This window comes from Microbacterium sp. (assembly GCF_041909575.1).
In the GTDB taxonomy this organism is placed as follows: domain Bacteria; phylum Actinomycetota; class Actinomycetes; order Actinomycetales; family Microbacteriaceae; genus Microbacterium.
The window spans coordinates 1-16,412 of the sequence record NZ_JAYRDE010000070.1 but is presented as its reverse complement, the minus strand read 5'-3'; the positions used below and the strand labels follow the sequence as shown (position 1 = coordinate 16,412).

Sequence of the window (16,412 nt, the reverse complement as noted above, 5' to 3'; positions counted from 1 at the left end):
AGTCGGCCTCGTGCTCGACTCCCGCGGCGCGGGCGTTCCGCGCATCGTCCATTGGGGACGTGACCTCGGAGCGCTCGCCGACGCAGACCTCGCCGCCCTCTCCGATGCCGCCGTGCCGGCGGTGCCGCCGAGCTCCATCGACGCGCCGCTGCGGCTCACGCTGCTGCCCGCACTGGCCGACGGGTGGTCGGGCCGGCCCGCGGTCGCGATCGAGGGGCTGCGCCCGGCGCCCCGCCGGCTCGGCACCGTTCGCGACGGCGACGCGCTCGTGGTCGAGAGCGCGTGGGCGGATGCCGTCATCACGACGAGACTCGAGCTCAGCGCGCAGGGGGTGCTGACCGTGTCCCACGCCGTGCGCAACGCCGGCGGGACGCCCCTCGTGCTGACCGCTGCCGACGTCGCGCTGCCCGTTCCCGACCGCGCCCGCGAGGTGCTCGATTTCTCCGGTCGCTGGGCGGGCGAGCGGCGGCCGCAGCGAGGGCTGCCGGGTCAGGGCGTGTGGCTGCGCGAGACGCGACATGGCCGCGGGGGGCATGACCACCCCTTCCTCATGGTCGCCGGCACGCCCGGCTTCGACTTCCGCACCGGCGAGGTGTGGGCGACCCACCTCGCGTGGAGCGGCGACACGCGGCTGTGGTTCGAGCGCACGGATCTCGGCCCCGCGGTCCTCGGCGCGGGGGAGCGTCTCCCCGTCACCACGCTCATGCCGGGTGAGGAATACGAAGCTCCGACGGTGGTCGCGACGTGGTCGGACAGCGGGCTCGACGGACTCTCGGACCGCCTGCACCCGTGGGTGCGGTCCTGGTCGACGCTGAGCCGCCCGCGCCCGGTCACGCTCAACACGTGGGAGGCGGTGTACTTCGACCACTCCCTGGCCCGGCTCGAGCCGCTGATCGAGCGTGCGTCCGAGGTCGGGGTCGAGCGCTTCGTCCTCGACGACGGCTGGTTCCTCGGACGCACCGACGACCGCCGCGCGCTGGGTGACTGGGCCGTCGACCCGGTCCGCTGGCCCGACGGCCTCGGCCCGCTCGTCGAGCGCGTGCACGCCGGCGGGATGGAGTTCGGCCTGTGGGTCGAGCCGGAGATGGTGAGCCTCGACTCGGACCTGGCGCGACAGCATCCGGAATGGCTCCTCACGGAGTCCGACTCGGCGACGTGGCGGTGGCAGCACGTGCTGGACCTGTCGCTGCCCGAGGTCGAGCAGCACCTGTTCGAGCGGATCGACGCGCTGCTCGCGGAGCATCCGATCGCGTACCTGAAGTGGGACCACAACCGCGACCTGCTCGTGGACGGCACCGGCGCGCAGGTGCGCGCGCTGTACCGGCTGCTCGACCGGATCCGCGCCGCGCACCCCGGCGTCGAGATCGAGTCGTGCGCGTCGGGCGGCGGGCGCATCGACCTGGGCATCCTGCGCCGGGTCGACCGTGTGTGGACCAGCGACACGAACGACCCCCTCGTGCGGCAGCGGATCCAGCGGTGGACCGGCATCCTGATCCCGCCCGAGTACCTCGGCTCGCACGTCGGCGACGCGCGGGCGCACACCACGGGCCGCGTCGCCGAGCTCGGCTTCCGCCTCGCGACCGCCCTGTTCGGCAACGCCGGGATCGAGTCCGACCTCACCCGGGTCGCATCCTTCGAGCTCGACGCCGTGCGCACCTGGACGGCCGTGCACCGTCGCTTCCGGGAGCTGCTGCACTCCGGGAGGGTGGTGCGGGCGGATGCCGCGTCCGACGCCGTGGTCGTGCACGGCGTGGTCGCGCCGGACGCCGGCGAGGCGCTGTTCTCGTACGCGGTGCTCGACGCCGCCGATGCCGCGCTGCCCGAGCCGCTGCGGCTGCCCGGACTCGATCCCGACCGCCGCTACCGCGTCGAGGCGGTCGACCTCGGCGCGCCCGCTGCCGTGCTCGAGGACGCCCCGCCGCCCTGGCTCGCTCGCGGGGTGGAGCTGCCGGGGTCGGTGCTCGCGGAGGTCGGCCTTGCGATGCCGCTCCTGCTGCCCGGCAACGCCGTGGTGGTTCACCTCACCGGCGTCTGAGCCCGCGGGCTTGTCCGGCACCCCGGGCGCGCATAACTCCTGCACTTCTCGCATCCGCTGGGCGCGGTGCCGCGGGATTCCGGGAGCCGCGCGCGCCGCGCGCCGCAAAGTGCAGGAGTTATGCGCCCGGCCGGCCGTCCGGGTGGGACGGGCAACCCCGCCGGGGTCAGCCGCGCGGAGCGCGCTTGACGGCTTCGTACGCCGCGAGAGCGGCCTTGCGGGTCTCGCCGAGGTCGACGATCGGGGCTGGCGGGTCGTCCGACAGGTGCTCCGGGGCCCACTGCCGCACGTAGTGCCCGTCGGCGTCGAACTTCTTCGCCTGCAGGTCGGGGTTGAACACCCGGAAGTACGGCGCCGCATCGGCTCCCGACCCCGCGACCCACTGCCAGTTGAACGGGTTGTTGGCGGCATCCGCGTCGACCAGGGTGTCCCAGAACCACTCCTCGCCGCGCCGCCAGTCGATGAGGAGGTTCTTGATGAGGAAGGATGCCGTCACCATGCGCACCCGGTTGTGCATGTAGCCGGTCTCCCACAGCTCGCGCATCCCCGCGTCGACGAGGGCGACGCCGGTGCGGCCGCGCTGCCAGGCCTCGAGGTGCGAGGGCTTCAGCCGCGGCCACGGGAACGCGTCGAACTCGCGCCGCAGGTTCGCCGTCGCGAGGTCGGGGGAGTGGAAGAGCGTGTGCCACGCGAACTCCCGCCACCCCAGCTCCGACAGGAATCGCCCCGCGTGACCGTGCTCGACGGCCTCGTGCCACACCGTGAAGGGGCTCACCTCGCCCCACCGCAGGCGCGGCGACAGCAGCGACGTCGCACCCGCTGCGGGCTCGTCGCGGGCGCGGTCGTAGTGGGCGAGGTCATCGTGGAGGAACTCCCGCAGCCGCCGCCGGGCTGCCGGCTCGCCGGGCTCCCACCTCTCGCGCAGCCCTCCGGCCCAGTCCGGCCGGCGGGGCAGCAGCCCCCAGTCGTCGAGGTCGTCGGAGGCGATGGGATGCCGCGGCCCGCCCACCTCGCGCGGCTCGGGCAGTGGCGGCCGCGGCGCGGGGAGAGCGAGGCATGCGCGCCAGAACGGCGTGAAGACCGAGAAGTGCGTGCCCGCGCCGGTCTGCACTGTCCACGGCTCGAACAGGAGCGACCCGGCGAACGAGGTCACCTCGACGCCGTCCTCGCGCAGGCCGGCCTTGAGCGCGGCGTCGACCGCGCGCTCCGGGCCGCCGTAGCGCCGGTTCCAGAAGATCGCGGTGGCCGAGGCATCCGCCACCGCCTCCCGCACCACGCGCTCAGCGGGCCCGCGCCGCAGCACGAGGCGACCGCCGCGTTCGGCCAGACGCCCGCCGAGGGAGGCGAGCGAGTGGTGCAGCCACCACTTCGCGGCACCGCCGAGGGGACGGATGCCGGGAGACTCCTCGTCCAGCACGTACAGGCCGATGACGGGCTCGTCGCGGTCGATCGCCGCCCGCAGCGCCGGGTTGTCGGCGAGGCGCAGGTCGTCGCGGAACCACACGATCGACGGGCCTGGCATGGGTCTATCCTGCCGCGCGCTCGGTGGGGGGAGGGCGGTCTTGACAGGCGCCTCTACCGGCGCACGAAGGGAACGGATGCCTCGTAGCCCTCGGTGCCGAGGTGCAGCACGAGTCCGTCGCCGCTGCAGGTGTACGACGACGCCGACACCGGCCACTCGGCGAGGGTCTCAGCCGTCTCGGACGCGAAGATCGCGCTCGCCGTCCTGTCGTCGGTCGGCACGACGGTCAGCCCGTTGTCGTGCGCGGTCAGAGCGAGGGTGTCGTCCTCCGCCTCGTATTCGCCGGCCATCGTGCCGCCGAGCGCGACCGACGCGGTGTGGCCGAGCCAGGTGACCGACGTCGGCACGTCCTGTTCGAACGAGAACGTGCCGTCGGCCGCGAACGTGATGGTCGCGGATGCCGCGGGGTCGATGGTTCCGTCCGGGTACTCGAGACCGCCCGGCAGCGCGTCGTAGATCGGCTGGAGTTCCTCTGCGCCGACCGCCCACGAGCCGACGATGCACGCCGCCGTCGGCGTCGGCGTCGGGGTGGCGCTCGGGGTCGGCGTCTCGGCGTCCGCCGCGGTGGCCGTGCACCCGGTCGCGACGCCCGCGACGATAGCGAGCAGAATCACCGTGCGCGCAGCCTGAGCCATTCGTCCATCATGGGGCACCCGCCCCCCGGCCGCACGGTCCCGGCGCGTCCGCGGCATCCGTCCCCTTTTCGTCTGTGCGGGCGTTTGCACGCCCGCGGGCCCGCTCGGACGCGCATTCGCCCGCACAACCGGGCGGGGGTCAGAGGCCGGTGGTGTCGTGGCCGTTCGGCACGGTGATGAGCAGCGCGCCGGCGTCGACGCGCGTGCGCACGTGCACGGCCTCGCCGAACTCGTCGCCGTCGAGCTGCACGGGCGTGGCGTCGCTCGTCGCGATCTCGATCCCGGTGCCGCGCGAGTAGCGCACGGCGTTGTCCTTCGTGCGCAGCGCGAGCACCCGCCTCCCGGCGCGGAACTTCCGCAGGAAGCTGTTGTCCCACGCCACGCGGCGCCAGACGAAGATCCATCCGAGCGGACCCTTGGGCTGGAAGATCACGATGTCCAGCGCGCCGTCGGCGACGGATGCCTCGGGGATGAGCTCGAGGCCGGCGGGCAGCGATCCGCAGTTGGCGAAGAGCACGCTCTGCACCCGGGCGGAGTGCAGGCGCGAGCCGTCGAGCTGGTACATCACGCGGAACGGCTTGGCCGAAGCGAGGGAGCGCGCCGCGCCGTCGACATAGGCGACCCAGCCGACCGTCTTCTTCAGCTGCGGGTTGGTGTTCGCGATCATCGCGGCATCCAGGCCCATGCCGCCCATCACGACGAACGCGTGCTCGGCGACCTCGCCGTCGGGCCGGCGCAGGGACGCCCAGCCGACGTCCATCGCGATGCGCTCGCCGTCGAACGTCGCGCGGATCACGGCCTCGCCGTCGTCGAGGGGCAGTCGCAGATTGCGGGCCAGGAGGTTCCCCGTGCCACTGGGGACGATCGTGAGCGGCACGCCGCTCCCGCTCATCGCCTCGGACACTGCACGCACCGTGCCGTCCCCGCCGGCCACGAGCACGGCGTCGACGCCCTCCTCGAGGGCCTGCCGGGTGACGTCGTCGCCGAGGTCGTCGACCGTCGTCTCGTAGAACAGCGGCTCCGCCCAGCCGGCTTCGGCCGACAGGCGCTCGACGCTCGCGCGCAGCTCGTCGGCGTCGACCTTGATGGGGTTGTACACCAGCGCCGCCTTGGGCGACGGCCGGTCCGCGGCGTCGGTCATCGGCCGGGTTTCGCCCTCGGGACCGACGCGCCGGGCTTCGCCGCCCTCGCCGTCGGCGGTGTCGGGGCCGACGTCGTCGGGCTCGCGGATGACCTCGTCCGGCTGGGCGGCTTCGGCCGGGGCGGGCGTGTCAGCGTCAGCAGGTGCGTCGCCGTCCGCAGCGGCACCGGATGCCTCGTCCTCGCCGCCCGGCTGCGCGGGGCCGCCGTCCGCCTCGATCTCCGCGGCCTGCTCGGCGCTCACGGCCTCGATCTCCGAGGTGGCGGGTCCGTCGGCGTAGATCTTGTCGGCCGGGTGGGGTGGATCGACGTCGTCGCGCTCGGTCTCGTCGTTCGATCCGGATGCCGCCGCCATGCGTCCCACCTTAGGCGGCGCCACCCGTCCCGGCGCAGATTCCGCGGTCCGACCCGGCGACTAAGCTTGCAGCGTGATCGATCCCGTACTCCTCCGCGAGAATCCCGAGCTGGTCAAGCGCTCGCAGGAGGCGCGCGGGGAGTCGTCCGAGACGGTCGACGAGGCGCTCGCCGCCGACCGCGACCGCCGGGCCGCGATCACCGCCTTCGAAGAGCTCCGCGCCGCGCAGAACGCCCACGGCAAGCGGGTCGCACAGGCGCCGAAAGACGAGAAGGCGGCGCTCGTCGCCGAGGCCAAGGCGCTCAGCGAGCGGGTCAAGCAGGCCCAGCACGCGGTCACCGCGGCGGAGGAGGCATCCGCCACCGCTCTCGCCAAGATCGAGAACATCGTCATCGACGGCGTGCCCGCCGGCGGCGAGCACGACTTCGTCACGCTGCGTACGCACGGCGAGGTGCCCGCGTTCGACTTCGAGCCGCGCGACCACCTCGCGCTCGGCGAGCTGCTGGATGCGATCGACATGGAGCGCGGCACGAAGGTGTCGGGCAGCCGCTTCTACTTCCTCAAGGGCATCGGCGCGCGGCTCGAGCTCGCCCTCATGAGCCTCGCCCTCGACCGGGCGCTGCAGGCGGGCTTCGTGCCGCTCATCCCGCCGACGCTCGTGCGGCCGGAGGTCATGCGGGGCACCGGCTTCCTCGGTCAGCACGCCGCCGAGGTGTACCACCTCGAAGAGGACGACCTCTACCTCGTCGGCACGAGCGAGGTGCCTCTCGCGGGCTATCACATGGACGAGATCCTCGACCTCGGCGCCGGCGCCAAGCGCTACGCCGGATGGTCGACGTGCTACCGGCGCGAGGCCGGCTCGTACGGCAAGGACACCCGCGGCATCATCCGCGTGCACCAGTTCAACAAGCTCGAGATGTTCGTCTACACGACGCCGGAGGATGCCGAGACCGAGCACCTGCGGCTCGTCGAGCTGCAGGAGCGGATGCTGCAGGACCTCGGCCTCAGCTACCGCGTCATCGACGTCGCCGCGGGCGATCTCGGCTCGAGCGCCGCGCGTAAGTACGACGTCGAGGCGTGGGTGCCGACGCAGAACGCGTACCGCGAGCTCACGTCGACCTCGAACTGCACGACCTACCAGGCACGCCGGCTCGACATCCGCCACCGCCTGCCCGCCGACCGCGGCGGCAAGACCGAGCCCGTCGCGACGCTCAACGGCACGCTGGCCACCACGCGCTGGATCGTCGCCCTCCTCGAGACCCACCAGCGCGAAGACGGATCGGTCGTGGTCCCCGAGGTGCTCCGCCCGTACCTGGGCGGCCTCGAGGTGATGGAGCCGATCGCATGAGCGAGGCGCATCTGCCCAAGACCGGCTCGGTCAAGGTCGTCGGGCCCAAGAAGGCGGCCAAGCTCGTCGAGCGGGTCGCGCGCGACACCGAGGATGCCTCGGTCCCCACCGAGCGCCTGCTCATCGTGCTCGACATCGACGGCACCGTCATCCTCGAGGACGAATCGCTCAGCCCCGGGGTCGTCGACGCGGTCGCGCACGCCCAGCGTGCCGGGCACGAGGTGATGATCGCGACCGGACGCAGCTGGGAGGGCACGCGCGGCATCCTGCGGGTGCTGGGCATCGCGCCGGAGTTCGTCGTGTGCTCGAACGGAGCCGTCGTGCTCCGGCGGCTCGAGGCCGACGAGCTGCAGTACGAGCGCGACCACGTCGAGACGTTCGATCCGTCCGCCGTGCTGGCCCTGCTGCGTCAGCACCTGCCCGATGCGCGCTACCTGGTGGAGCTCCCCGACGGGCGCCGCCTCTACACCGAGTACCTCGACGACTGGAACCTCGTGCACGCTCAGCGCGTCGCGTTCGAGGAGCTCGCGGCGCAGCCCGTGTGCCGCATCGTCGTGGTCGCCCCCGACCAGCACGAGAAGGACTTCATCGATCTCGTCGGCCGCATCGGACTGAACCAGGTCTCGTACGCCGTGGGGTGGACGGCCTGGCTCGACATCGCACCGGAAGGCGTTGACAAGAGCACGGGTCTCGAGCTCGTGCGCACCGAGCTGGGCATCGACCCGGCGCACGTGCTCGTGATCGGCGACGGCCGCAACGACGTCGGCATGTTCCGCTGGGCCCTCGAGAACGGCGGCCGCGCCGTCGCGATGGAGCAGGGTCCGCAGGAGGTGCGGGATGCCGCGGGCGAGATCACCGCGTCCGTGACGGCAGGCGGCGTGGCCGAGGTGCTGCGCCGGCTCTGAGCTGCTTGCGCGCCGCTCGTCGGGTCCGCGGGACGTTGCGCCCGGGTTCGGGGCGCGATCTGTCCGTTGGGGCGGGTATCGCGCGCCCCGACGGACGACCCGCGCCCCAAACCCAGGTGGGAAGCCGGAGGCCGGGGATGCGGCATCCGGTGCGCCTTTCAGAGCTTGCACAGGCGCTGCTGGAAGAATGGGCCGACAGAGCTGTCGGCTAGACTCGACGCCTGTTCGACGGATGCCGCCACCCGGCGGAATCGGTCGGGAGGGTTGTCCGAGCGGCCGATGGACCTGGTCTTGAAAACCAGTGGGCAGCAATGTCCCGTGGGTTCGAATCCCACACCCTCCGCTGTGAATGGTTCGTCGGGGGGTGGACCGAGAGAGAGCACCCCGAGAGGAACCGAGTGACCGAGACGACCAAGCCTGCCAAGCGCGGCCGTCGCACCGTCGCACGGCACGGTGAGCTGGTCTCGCCGCACCCCTTCTCGCTGATCATGAAGGTCGTCGGCGTGATCGTCGCCGTCGTCCTCGTCTCGGGTGCCGGAGTGGCCGCGTACGCCGCGATCGATCTGACGTCGAGCATCGCCGAGAACTCCGTCGCGCTCGAGGGCCAGGACCCGGTCCCGCCCGACATCGGGGCGATCGAGGGCGGAGTCAACGTGCTGCTGGTCGGCACCGACGAGTGCGAGCCCGAGTACGCCGGGATCTTCGGCGACCGCTGCACCGGGGCCGACGCCGGCGGTCAGCTCAACGACGTGAACATGCTCGTGCACATCTCCGACAATCCGCGTCGCGTCACGGTTGTCTCGTTCCCGCGCGACCTGATGGTGCCGATCCCCTCGTGCACGCGCGAGGACGGCTCGGTCAGCTCGGCGATGTCGAAGCAGCAGATCAACTCGGCGTGGATGTACGGCGGGCTGTCGTGCGTCACCAAGACGATCAGCGAGCTCAGCGGCATGAACATCCCGTTCGCGGCGAAGGTGAGCTTCGGGAACGTCATCAACATCACCGACGCGATCGGCGGCGTGGACGTGTGCATCGGCAACGGCGGCATCCGCGACCGCTACACGGGCATCGACTGGCCCGCCGGCGACCGCAACGTGCAGGGGATCGAAGCCCTCCAGTTCCTGCGCACCCGCCACGGACTGCAGAACGGCAGCGACCTCGCCCGCATCAGCAACCAGCAGCAGTACATGTCGAGCCTCGCCCGCAAGCTCATGAGCGAGGATGTGCTGTCCAACCCGGCGACGCTCTACAAGCTCGCCACCACGGCCGTCGACAACATCACGCCGAGCCAGTCGCTCGCCAACCCCACCACGATGGTGCAGATCGCGCTCGCGGTGAAGGACGTGCCGCTCGACGAGATCGTGTTCCTGCAGTACCCGGTGGGCACCGACCCCGACGACATCAACCGGGTCGTCCCGAACTACGACGCGGCATCCACGCTGTGGACGCTGCTCGCCGAGAACAAGCCGCTCAACGTCACGAACGACCCGAACCGCGGCGGCGGTGTGATCGCCGTCGAGCCCCAGCCCACCGAGACTCCGGCGGCGACGCCCGAGCCGACCGCGTCGGGTACGCCGGAGCCCACGGAGTCCGCCGTCGACCTTCCCGATTCGATCTCGGGCACCTCGGGCGCGGATCAGACCTGTTCGGCCGGCAACCTGCAGGCGACCGGTTGATGGCGGGCACGAAGAGGCCCGCCCCCGGGCGGGAGACAGTAGCGCGCCACGCGGTGCGCCGGGAGCGGCATCCGATCCTGTCCTTCCTCGCCATGGCGGTCGTCGCCATCGGTGTCGTGGGCGCGAGCGCCGTCGGGCTCGTGGCGTTCAACGTCTGGGATGCCGCGAACTCCCTGACCGCGAACGCCGTCGTCATCAACGAGGACGAGGAACTTCCGCCGTCGCTCGGCGCCATCGAAGGCGGCGTGAACCTGCTGCTCGTCGGCACCGACTCGTGCGAGGGCGCGAATGCCGCACTGTCGGGCGCCTGCCAGGCCGGCGACACCGCGGGGGAGCGCAACGACGTCACCATACTCGTTCACATCTCGGACGAGCCGCGACGCGTGACGGTCGTGTCGTTCCCGCGGGACATGGTCGTGCCGATCCCGGCGTGTCCTTCGGAGGACGGCGGGACGTACTCCGCCATGAGCGCGCAGATGCTCAACGCGTCGTACCAGTACGGCGGACTCGCCTGCACGGCGCTCACCGTCCAGGAGCTGATCGGCGACACGATCGACTTCGCCGCGGCGATCCGCTGGACCGGCGTCATCAACATGTCCGACGCCATCGGCGGGGTCGACGTCTGCGTCTCCGGCGATGTCAGCGACCCGCACACCGGGCTGTCGCTCACCGCGGGCACGCACACCCTCGAAGGCGTTCAGGCGCTGCAGTTCCTGCGCATGCGCCACGGCATCGGCGACGGCTCGGACCTCGGGCGCATCTCGAACCAGCAGCAGTTCATGTCGTCGCTGGTGCGCAAGCTGCAGTCCGACTCCGTTCTGGCCAACCCGTCGGTGCTGTTCAATCTCGCGTCGACCGCGATCGATCAGGTGCAGCAGGAGCAGCTAGTCCTCAGCCAGTCGCTCGCGAACCCGACGCTCATGGTGCAGATCGCGATGGCCGTCAAGGACGTGCCGTACGAGGACATCGTGTTCGTGCAGTACCCGACCGCGTACAGTTCCGGCTGGAGCCGCGTAGAGCCGGTGACGGATGCCGCGGAGGTGCTGTTCACCGCGCTCCGCGAGAACAAGCCCCTGACGCTGACCGGTGAGGCGAGCTCGGGCTACGGCGTCGAGGTCACGGGCGAAGCATCCGCTCCTTCCCCGTCGGCGACGCCCGAGCCGACCGGATCGGCCGCGCCGTCGACCGATGCGGGCGAGGAGCCCGCCGAGGAGCAGCCCGCCGAGGAGCGGGTCGACCTGCCCTCGAGTATCTCGGGCACGACGGCGGCGCAGACGACCTGCACCGTTCCGCAGTACTGACGGTTCGGACTGGCCGCGCCGAGCGGTTATGATTGCTGGGCGCATCCGCCGCGTTTCGTGACCGGATGCCTGGAGACGTCGCATAGTCAGGCCTAGTGCACCACCCTGCTAAGGTGGAGTCCTCGCAAGGGGACCGAGGGTTCAAATCCCTCCGTCTCCGCCACATATCTCGGCCCGCGATCCCTTGAAAACACTGGGGAGTCAGCGGATTCGGATCGCTCGCCGAGGCACTGGTGAGAACAGATTGAGAACACTTTCTCGCCGACCGCGCCGAATCGGGTGTTCGCGCGCGAACTTGTCCGGTTCGCGGCGCGGCCCTGCCGTCTGGGCGTTCGGCTACAGTCCGCGTCCTGGCGAGCTGTCGGGAGTGTTGACGTGCGCCATGTCGTGATGTGGTCGGGCGGCCGCGTCGAGCGCGTGCGCGACGTTGTCCAGGTCGCCATCGAAGAGGTCGGCGTAGACGTCGAGGGTCATCGCTGCCGAGGCGTGGCCGAGCATGCGTTGAATGGTCTTGACATGTGCACCCGATTGGACCGCGAGCGATGCGGCCGTGTGGCGAAGGTCGTGAAGAGTCATCGGTGGAAGCCCAGCTCGTTTGAGTGCGGCTTTGAACCAAGACTTGGAAGCGTCGCTGGTGCGCACCCTCCGCATGTGGCTACCGTCGGGACCGGGGAAGACGAGATCGGTGAGCGGCTTGCTCCGAGTCGCTCGGTCGAGGTCGCGCATGATGAACGCCGGCACCGGAATGGAGCGTGCGATGTGTGACTTCGGTGTGCCGACATGGATGACGCCGGCGACCTCGACGGCGTTCTGTGAGACGTGGATTCGGCCTCTTCCGACGTCCAGATCTCCGATGCGGAGGCCGGTCACTTCAGCCCACCGCATCCCTGTGTAGGCGAGGACCAGGACGAGCAGGCGCTTCTCGCCAGCTGCGTCTGCGAGCTCACGAACCTGCTCGTGGGATAAGTAGCGGTGGAGCGACCGCGTCTTCCTCGGCTTTCCGATGTCTCCGCCACGTGCTGGGTTCCGTGTGATGCGTTCGTCCTGAACCGCGTCGTCCAGGATGCCGGCGAGAACTCCGATCGTTCGGAGGACGACGGTCGCGCCAGCCTCACCGCGGAGCTCGGCCACCCACGCACGTACGTCGGTGAACCGGATCTCGTTGACCGGCCAGTTGCCCCATCGGGGCTTCACTCGTAGCCGCCACGCGATCTCGACGGGTGCGAACGAGGATGGCTTGAGGATGCCGCGCTTAGCCTGCAGCCAGCGCTCGCCCAACACCGCGACCGTGACTCGCCCCGACGACGGATCGACCTGGCTTCCGCTCGCCCGACGAGTCTCATACTCGCGCAGCCAGCTCTCTGCCTCTCGCTTGGTCTTGAACCCCCGCTTGGCGCCCTGCGACCTATCGGGCCGGCGGAATCGTACCTGGTACCGTTTGCCGCCCCCAGTCTCGTAGGAATGGACGCTACCCATCTCCTTGGCGGCCGACGGGGTAGTTCATGCCTTGGAGTCGTCCGGCTGCGCGGGCTTTGCGGATCCAGTCCGAAGCGGTGCGGTGGGGGACGCCGAGCTCGTCTTGGATGAGCTTCGTCGGCGGGCTGCCGGCGAGAGCCGCGGTGCCGTAGAGGATTTCGACGATGTCCATCCGGGCATCGGAGCCGCCGTGCTTGGTGACCTGCTCTGCGATCCAGACCGGGATGATCCTGCCTTCAGTGCTGGACAGCTCGGCTGCCGGGATCCATGTTGCGCCCTCCACTCTCGAGTCCTCGAGCGTGAGAGTGATGCAGTGTGGTGCCGCGGCTTGGACCACTCGTCCGATTGGCAGTGCTCGCATGAGGCGGCTGTTGACCTCGACGTCTTCCCGCGTTGCGTCCGCGGTTACGCGGGTCGCGACGTAGCGACCCTCGCTGGCGTCGTAGCGGGCACTAACAGTGAGCGCCACCCCGGCGTCTTCGAGTTCGGCGGTGGCGCGGAATGCAGGGGCGATTCGCAACTCGGACCCGACGGCGAGTGAGGCGGCAGATGCCGTCATGGGTTCGCCCTCGAGAGTTCTCACGTCGACCTTCACCCCCTTAGTTTGCCTGGCCGTGTCGCGGAATCGCGCACCCTCTTGAAGAGTGTAGCGCTAAAACATACACTATGGCGAAAGCAGGACGGCATTTCGCAAAGGAGGCGATGATGTTCAAAATATTGACGGAGCTCCCGGTAGACGACGGCGCCAGCTTCATCACCCCAGCGGACGTGTGCGCGATGGTTCCGGGCGTGACGCCCAACACGCTCGCCATCTGGCGCCACTACCGCCGCGGGCCAGACTTCTTGAAGGTCGGCCGGCGGGTCTTCTACGACGCCACCGTTGTGAAGGCGTGGCTGGATGAGGTCACCAACAAGTGCGACCCGGACGTCACCCACCTGCCTCGGCACTGATCATGTCCGTCACTGTCTACTCTGCCGGACCGGCTTGCCCACAGTGCACCGCCACCTTCCGTCACCTCGAGGCGAGGGGCATCGAGTTCGCGGAGGTCGACATTCGAGACGGCGACTCTGCGCGCGAGTACGTCACGGAAGAGCTGGGGTACACGCAGGCTCCCGTCGTCGTCGTCGATGACGAACCGGAGAACCACTGGTACGGATTCCGCCCCGACCTGATCGACCGCCTCATCATCGGCGCAGCATCATGACTGGGGCGCCCGACGAGAGCAACACGACCGGGCGCGACTCGGAGAAGAAGAAGTGGCTGCCGCACACGGATGCTCAGCGCGAGCGGCGTCGGCTCACCAACCGAGCTTGGCGTGAGCGCAACCGTGATCGTGTGCGCACGGAGGGGAGGAGGTGGCGTGAAGAGAACCTCGAGCGCGCTCGCGAGCTCAACCGCCTGTCCATGCAGAGGCAGAGCCGAAAGCACAAGCGAGAGACCGCTCGACGTGAACGAAAGAGGACGTACGCGCGAAAGTACTACGCGAGCAATCGCGACCGAATACTGGCTCAGCACAAGGCGGCGCGGGTTCGGAGCCGGGCCGCTGATCCGGACCGTTACCGAGAAATGGCATACGCCCGAACACGGCGGTGGCGGGACGGTCACCGAGAGGCTCTGAATCAGACTCAACGCGACAGGAGGCGGGCCAACCCGCGGCCGGTAGCTGAGAGTTCCCGTCGGTACTACGAGAAGAACCGTGAGCAGGTCCTGCGGCGCAAGCGCGAGCGATACGCCGCGGATCACTCGAAGGCGCGAGCTAAAGCGAACGCCTATTACGCGCGAGAGACTCGCCGTCGTGCGGCCGGGCTTCCGCCACGCCGGCTGCACACGACAAGCCGCGATGATCGTGTCGCGAATGCCGTTGCCGCAGACGCATTCTTCTCCCGGACCTACAGCGGGCGAACCATCAACGACATGCGGCTCGGTGACAAGCAGCCCACACCGCCCCAGCTCCTTGCCGCATGGAAGCGGGACTGCCTCCGGGCACGCGCCGCACATCACCAAGCGACCACGGAACCTGCGATCCCACCCAGCGCCCGCGACGAGCTGAGGCTCGCGCGCCTGGCCGCGAAGGCTGCAGAGCATGACCGCCTGGACGCAATCGGAAGATCGGTGAACGCCCGACTTCGAAACGAGCGCGGCAGCGCCGCGCTTCTGCGTGACCCGGCTGCTCCCCACTATGCCGGCCCAACCCCCAACGATCCACACATCACCCGCTGACGCGGTGGGCACAGTTCAGCTGCAAGGCTTCCCTCGAAAGGAACATCATGATCGATCGAGCACACACCGAAACCACGCTCTGGCGGACCGCGGTGTCGGCGTTCAGCTACTACTCGGCCAAGCACATCGACGAGCCCGGCTACACCGTTGGCGAGGACGTCACTTGGTGCCTCGAGCCACTCAGCGCGGTCGAGCAGACCGTCTTATTGCGGCTCTCGGATCTCGTGGCGAGCGCAATCGTGGACCCGACTGCACACAGAACTGCGCTCACGAAGGCATTGGAACGCCTCGCCGATCGGTAGGCGGGCTGAGGAGATGGAGAGATGTTGACCTTCGATCCGACGGTGGCGATGATCGCGACCATCGCGTTGCCCTGCGCAGCGATCCTCTTTGGGGCTGCCGCGCTGGTCGCCGCTGGTCGTCGTCGCTCTGACCGCGCCACTGTCCTCGGTGTGATGTCCTCGGTCTGTGTGCTCGGGACGTTCGTCGCGGCCACGATCGTCGCTCACGCGGGTGGACTCATGCCCCCCGCCTGACTCGCCTCGGATTTACGCCGGTACCGAGAGGGCGCGCTGCACCGCGCTTGGACTGACACCGATCACGCGGGCGATGTGCGCGATCGAGCGGTGCTGGCGGCGCAACTCCTCCGCCACGGCAACGCGATCGGGTGTCATCACCGACGGTCGGCCGGGTCGCCTGCCGGCCGCCTCGGCCTGCAGCATGCCCTGCCGTGTTCGCAAACCCGCCAGCCGCCGGCGGAGGCCCTCCAATGCTGCAAACACTTCCGCGGGATCGGCCGGACCGGCGTCGGTGGACAGCGCGGGCTCGGTGAGCGAACGGAATCCGATCCCCCGACTTCCTAAGTCGGCGATGACCTGTACGACCCGCGGGAGCGAGGATCCGAGTCGGGCCGCGCTCGACACCAGCAAGACGTCCCCCGACTCGAGCGAGTGCAGCGGGCTGGCGTCGTCCATAAGGCCACCGACGACGCCAGGGTCGGTCGGAGTTGCCGTGGCACCCGCCTTGGCCAGGTTCTCGATGTCGACGGTGAGGTCTTCACCCGGCCACCATGGTCGCGAGTATCCGACCACGCGGCTCATCGCGAGGGCCCGTCAGTGGGCGGGGCTGGGGGCGTGGGAACGGTCACGGCAGGCTCTTGCAGCGGCCCCGGTGCAGTGGGCCGCCGGAGCGCGACGAGTTCGCTCGCCAGGCGGCTCTCCAAGTCTCGGGTCACGACCGAGCCGGTGGGGATTCGAAGGCTGGGTACGACTTCTCGGATCGCTGTTTCATGGAGTGCGATGAGGTGGGGCGCTAGCTCGGGAAGGGTCGATGAGGGTTGACGGGCGTAGGCGGTCACTCGCTTCAGCTCGCTCAACCATTGCACCGTTTGGAGCGTGGACATCGGGGTCCTGCTGGCTACATTGAACGCTCGGATCGCCGCCGGTCCGTCCACCTGATCGGCGGCGACGCCTCCATCTCGGTCGAACACGGTCAGGCGGGCACCCACTGCCCCGGCCTTAGCCAGCAGTGCGCGCGCTTCCTCCAGATCACGATCATGCTGCTCCACGGGGGTCAGCTCTGACCGGCGCCTCACGCGATCACTCGACGCGTACGCCGACGCCACCGCCAGGAGGCTCTCCGCACGCGCTGCCGCGACCACTGCGACGTGCGTGCGGTAACCGACCTGTCCGAATGTCGTCAGGATGCCCTCGGCCGCAGCCGCCGGTATGGGCCCGTCGAGGAGGAGCGAGAGGCGGTGCTCTCGAGCGTGCCGCATACACGCGATCAGCCAAGAGGC

At 69.9% G+C, this 16,412-nt stretch carries 16 protein-coding genes and 2 tRNA genes; 11 read left to right on the top strand and 7 right to left on the bottom strand.

All coding sequences use genetic code 11. The annotated features are described in order from the left end of the window. A partial coding sequence (locus ACE3O1_RS10610; protein ID WP_374315002.1) for an alpha-galactosidase occupies nucleotides 1-2,035 on the top strand: 2,035 nt, incomplete at its 5' end. 166 nt (nucleotides 2,036-2,201) lie between these two features. Here ACE3O1_RS10610 and ACE3O1_RS10605 read toward each other — a convergent pair. The 3 genes from ACE3O1_RS10605 to ACE3O1_RS10595 form a co-directional block, all read right to left on the bottom strand. Then, nucleotides 2,202-3,557 (bottom strand): deoxyribodipyrimidine photo-lyase, encoded by a 1,356-nt coding sequence (locus tag ACE3O1_RS10605; RefSeq protein ID WP_374315001.1) that lies wholly within the window; start codon nucleotides 3,555-3,557, stop codon nucleotides 2,202-2,204. A gap of 53 nt (nucleotides 3,558-3,610) precedes the next feature. Continuing rightward, nucleotides 3,611-4,192 (bottom strand): hypothetical protein, encoded by a 582-nt coding sequence (locus tag ACE3O1_RS10600; protein ID WP_374315000.1) that lies wholly within the window; start codon nucleotides 4,190-4,192, stop codon nucleotides 3,611-3,613. A gap of 139 nt (nucleotides 4,193-4,331) precedes the next feature. After that, complete coding sequence (locus tag ACE3O1_RS10595) at nucleotides 4,332-5,687, bottom strand: diacylglycerol kinase family protein (RefSeq protein ID WP_374314999.1); 1,356 nt, start codon at nucleotides 5,685-5,687, stop codon at nucleotides 4,332-4,334. Nucleotides 5,688-5,760: 73 nt separating this feature from the next. Here ACE3O1_RS10595 and serS point away from each other — a divergent pair, with 73 nt between their 5' ends. From serS to ACE3O1_RS10565, 6 genes are all read left to right on the top strand, one after another. Beyond that, on the top strand, nucleotides 5,761-7,035 hold the full coding sequence (gene serS, locus ACE3O1_RS10590; protein ID WP_374314998.1) for a serine--tRNA ligase: 1,275 nt from the start codon (nucleotides 5,761-5,763) through the stop codon (nucleotides 7,033-7,035). Then, complete coding sequence (locus ACE3O1_RS10585) at nucleotides 7,032-7,940, top strand: HAD family hydrolase (RefSeq protein ID WP_374314997.1); 909 nt, start codon at nucleotides 7,032-7,034, stop codon at nucleotides 7,938-7,940. Before serS ends, ACE3O1_RS10585 begins: the two co-directional genes overlap by 4 nt. 258 nt (nucleotides 7,941-8,198) lie before the next feature. Continuing rightward, nucleotides 8,199-8,283: transfer RNA gene (locus ACE3O1_RS10580), tRNA-Ser, on the top strand. Nucleotides 8,284-8,338: 55 nt separating this feature from the next. Beyond that, nucleotides 8,339-9,616: an LCP family protein gene (locus ACE3O1_RS10575; RefSeq protein WP_374314996.1), complete on the top strand. Its 1,278-nt coding sequence runs from the start codon at nucleotides 8,339-8,341 to the stop codon at nucleotides 9,614-9,616. After that, on the top strand, nucleotides 9,616-10,917 hold the full coding sequence (locus ACE3O1_RS10570; protein WP_374314995.1) for an LCP family protein: 1,302 nt from the start codon (nucleotides 9,616-9,618) through the stop codon (nucleotides 10,915-10,917). The genes ACE3O1_RS10575 and ACE3O1_RS10570 overlap by 1 nt, the downstream gene beginning before the upstream one ends. Nucleotides 10,918-10,988: 71 nt before the next feature. Continuing rightward, nucleotides 10,989-11,080 (top strand) — tRNA-Ser (locus ACE3O1_RS10565). Nucleotides 11,081-11,253: 173 nt separating this feature from the next. Here the strand turns inward: ACE3O1_RS10565 and ACE3O1_RS10560 are convergent. Beyond that, entirely contained in the window at nucleotides 11,254-12,393 is a 1,140-nt protein-coding gene (locus tag ACE3O1_RS10560; RefSeq protein WP_374314994.1) for a tyrosine-type recombinase/integrase, read from the bottom strand. Next, on the bottom strand, nucleotides 12,386-12,988 hold the full coding sequence (locus ACE3O1_RS10555) for a hypothetical protein (RefSeq protein WP_374314993.1): 603 nt from the start codon (nucleotides 12,986-12,988) through the stop codon (nucleotides 12,386-12,388). Before ACE3O1_RS10555 ends, ACE3O1_RS10560 begins: the two co-directional genes overlap by 8 nt. Nucleotides 12,989-13,059: 71 nt before the next feature. On the opposite strand from ACE3O1_RS10555, the gene ACE3O1_RS10550 reads away from it, so the two are divergent. From ACE3O1_RS10550 to ACE3O1_RS10535, 4 genes are all read left to right on the top strand, one after another. Continuing rightward, entirely contained in the window at nucleotides 13,060-13,344 is a 285-nt protein-coding gene (locus ACE3O1_RS10550; RefSeq protein WP_374314992.1) for a helix-turn-helix transcriptional regulator, read from the top strand. A gap of 2 nt (nucleotides 13,345-13,346) precedes the next feature. Further along, entirely contained in the window at nucleotides 13,347-13,598 is a 252-nt protein-coding gene (locus tag ACE3O1_RS10545) for a glutaredoxin family protein (RefSeq protein WP_374314991.1), read from the top strand. A 1,063-nt stretch (nucleotides 13,599-14,661) separates the two neighbouring features. Further along, nucleotides 14,662-14,916, top strand: coding sequence for a hypothetical protein (locus ACE3O1_RS10540; RefSeq protein WP_374314990.1), 255 nt, complete (start codon nucleotides 14,662-14,664; stop codon nucleotides 14,914-14,916). A 21-nt stretch (nucleotides 14,917-14,937) separates the two neighbouring features. Further along, nucleotides 14,938-15,150, top strand: a complete 213-nt coding sequence (locus ACE3O1_RS10535; protein ID WP_374314989.1) for a hypothetical protein — start codon at nucleotides 14,938-14,940, stop codon at nucleotides 15,148-15,150. Nucleotides 15,151-15,162: 12 nt separating this feature from the next. Here ACE3O1_RS10535 and ACE3O1_RS10530 read toward each other — a convergent pair whose 3' ends face one another. Both ACE3O1_RS10530 and ACE3O1_RS10525 read right to left on the bottom strand, forming a co-directional pair. Next, nucleotides 15,163-15,714 carry a recombinase family protein gene (locus tag ACE3O1_RS10530; protein ID WP_374314988.1) on the bottom strand — a complete coding sequence of 184 codons (552 nt, stop codon included), beginning with the start codon at nucleotides 15,712-15,714 and terminating at the stop codon, nucleotides 15,163-15,165. Continuing rightward, on the bottom strand, nucleotides 15,711-16,412 hold a 702-nt coding region (locus tag ACE3O1_RS10525; protein ID WP_374314987.1), incomplete at its 5' end, for a zeta toxin family protein. The genes ACE3O1_RS10525 and ACE3O1_RS10530, both read right to left, overlap by 4 nt.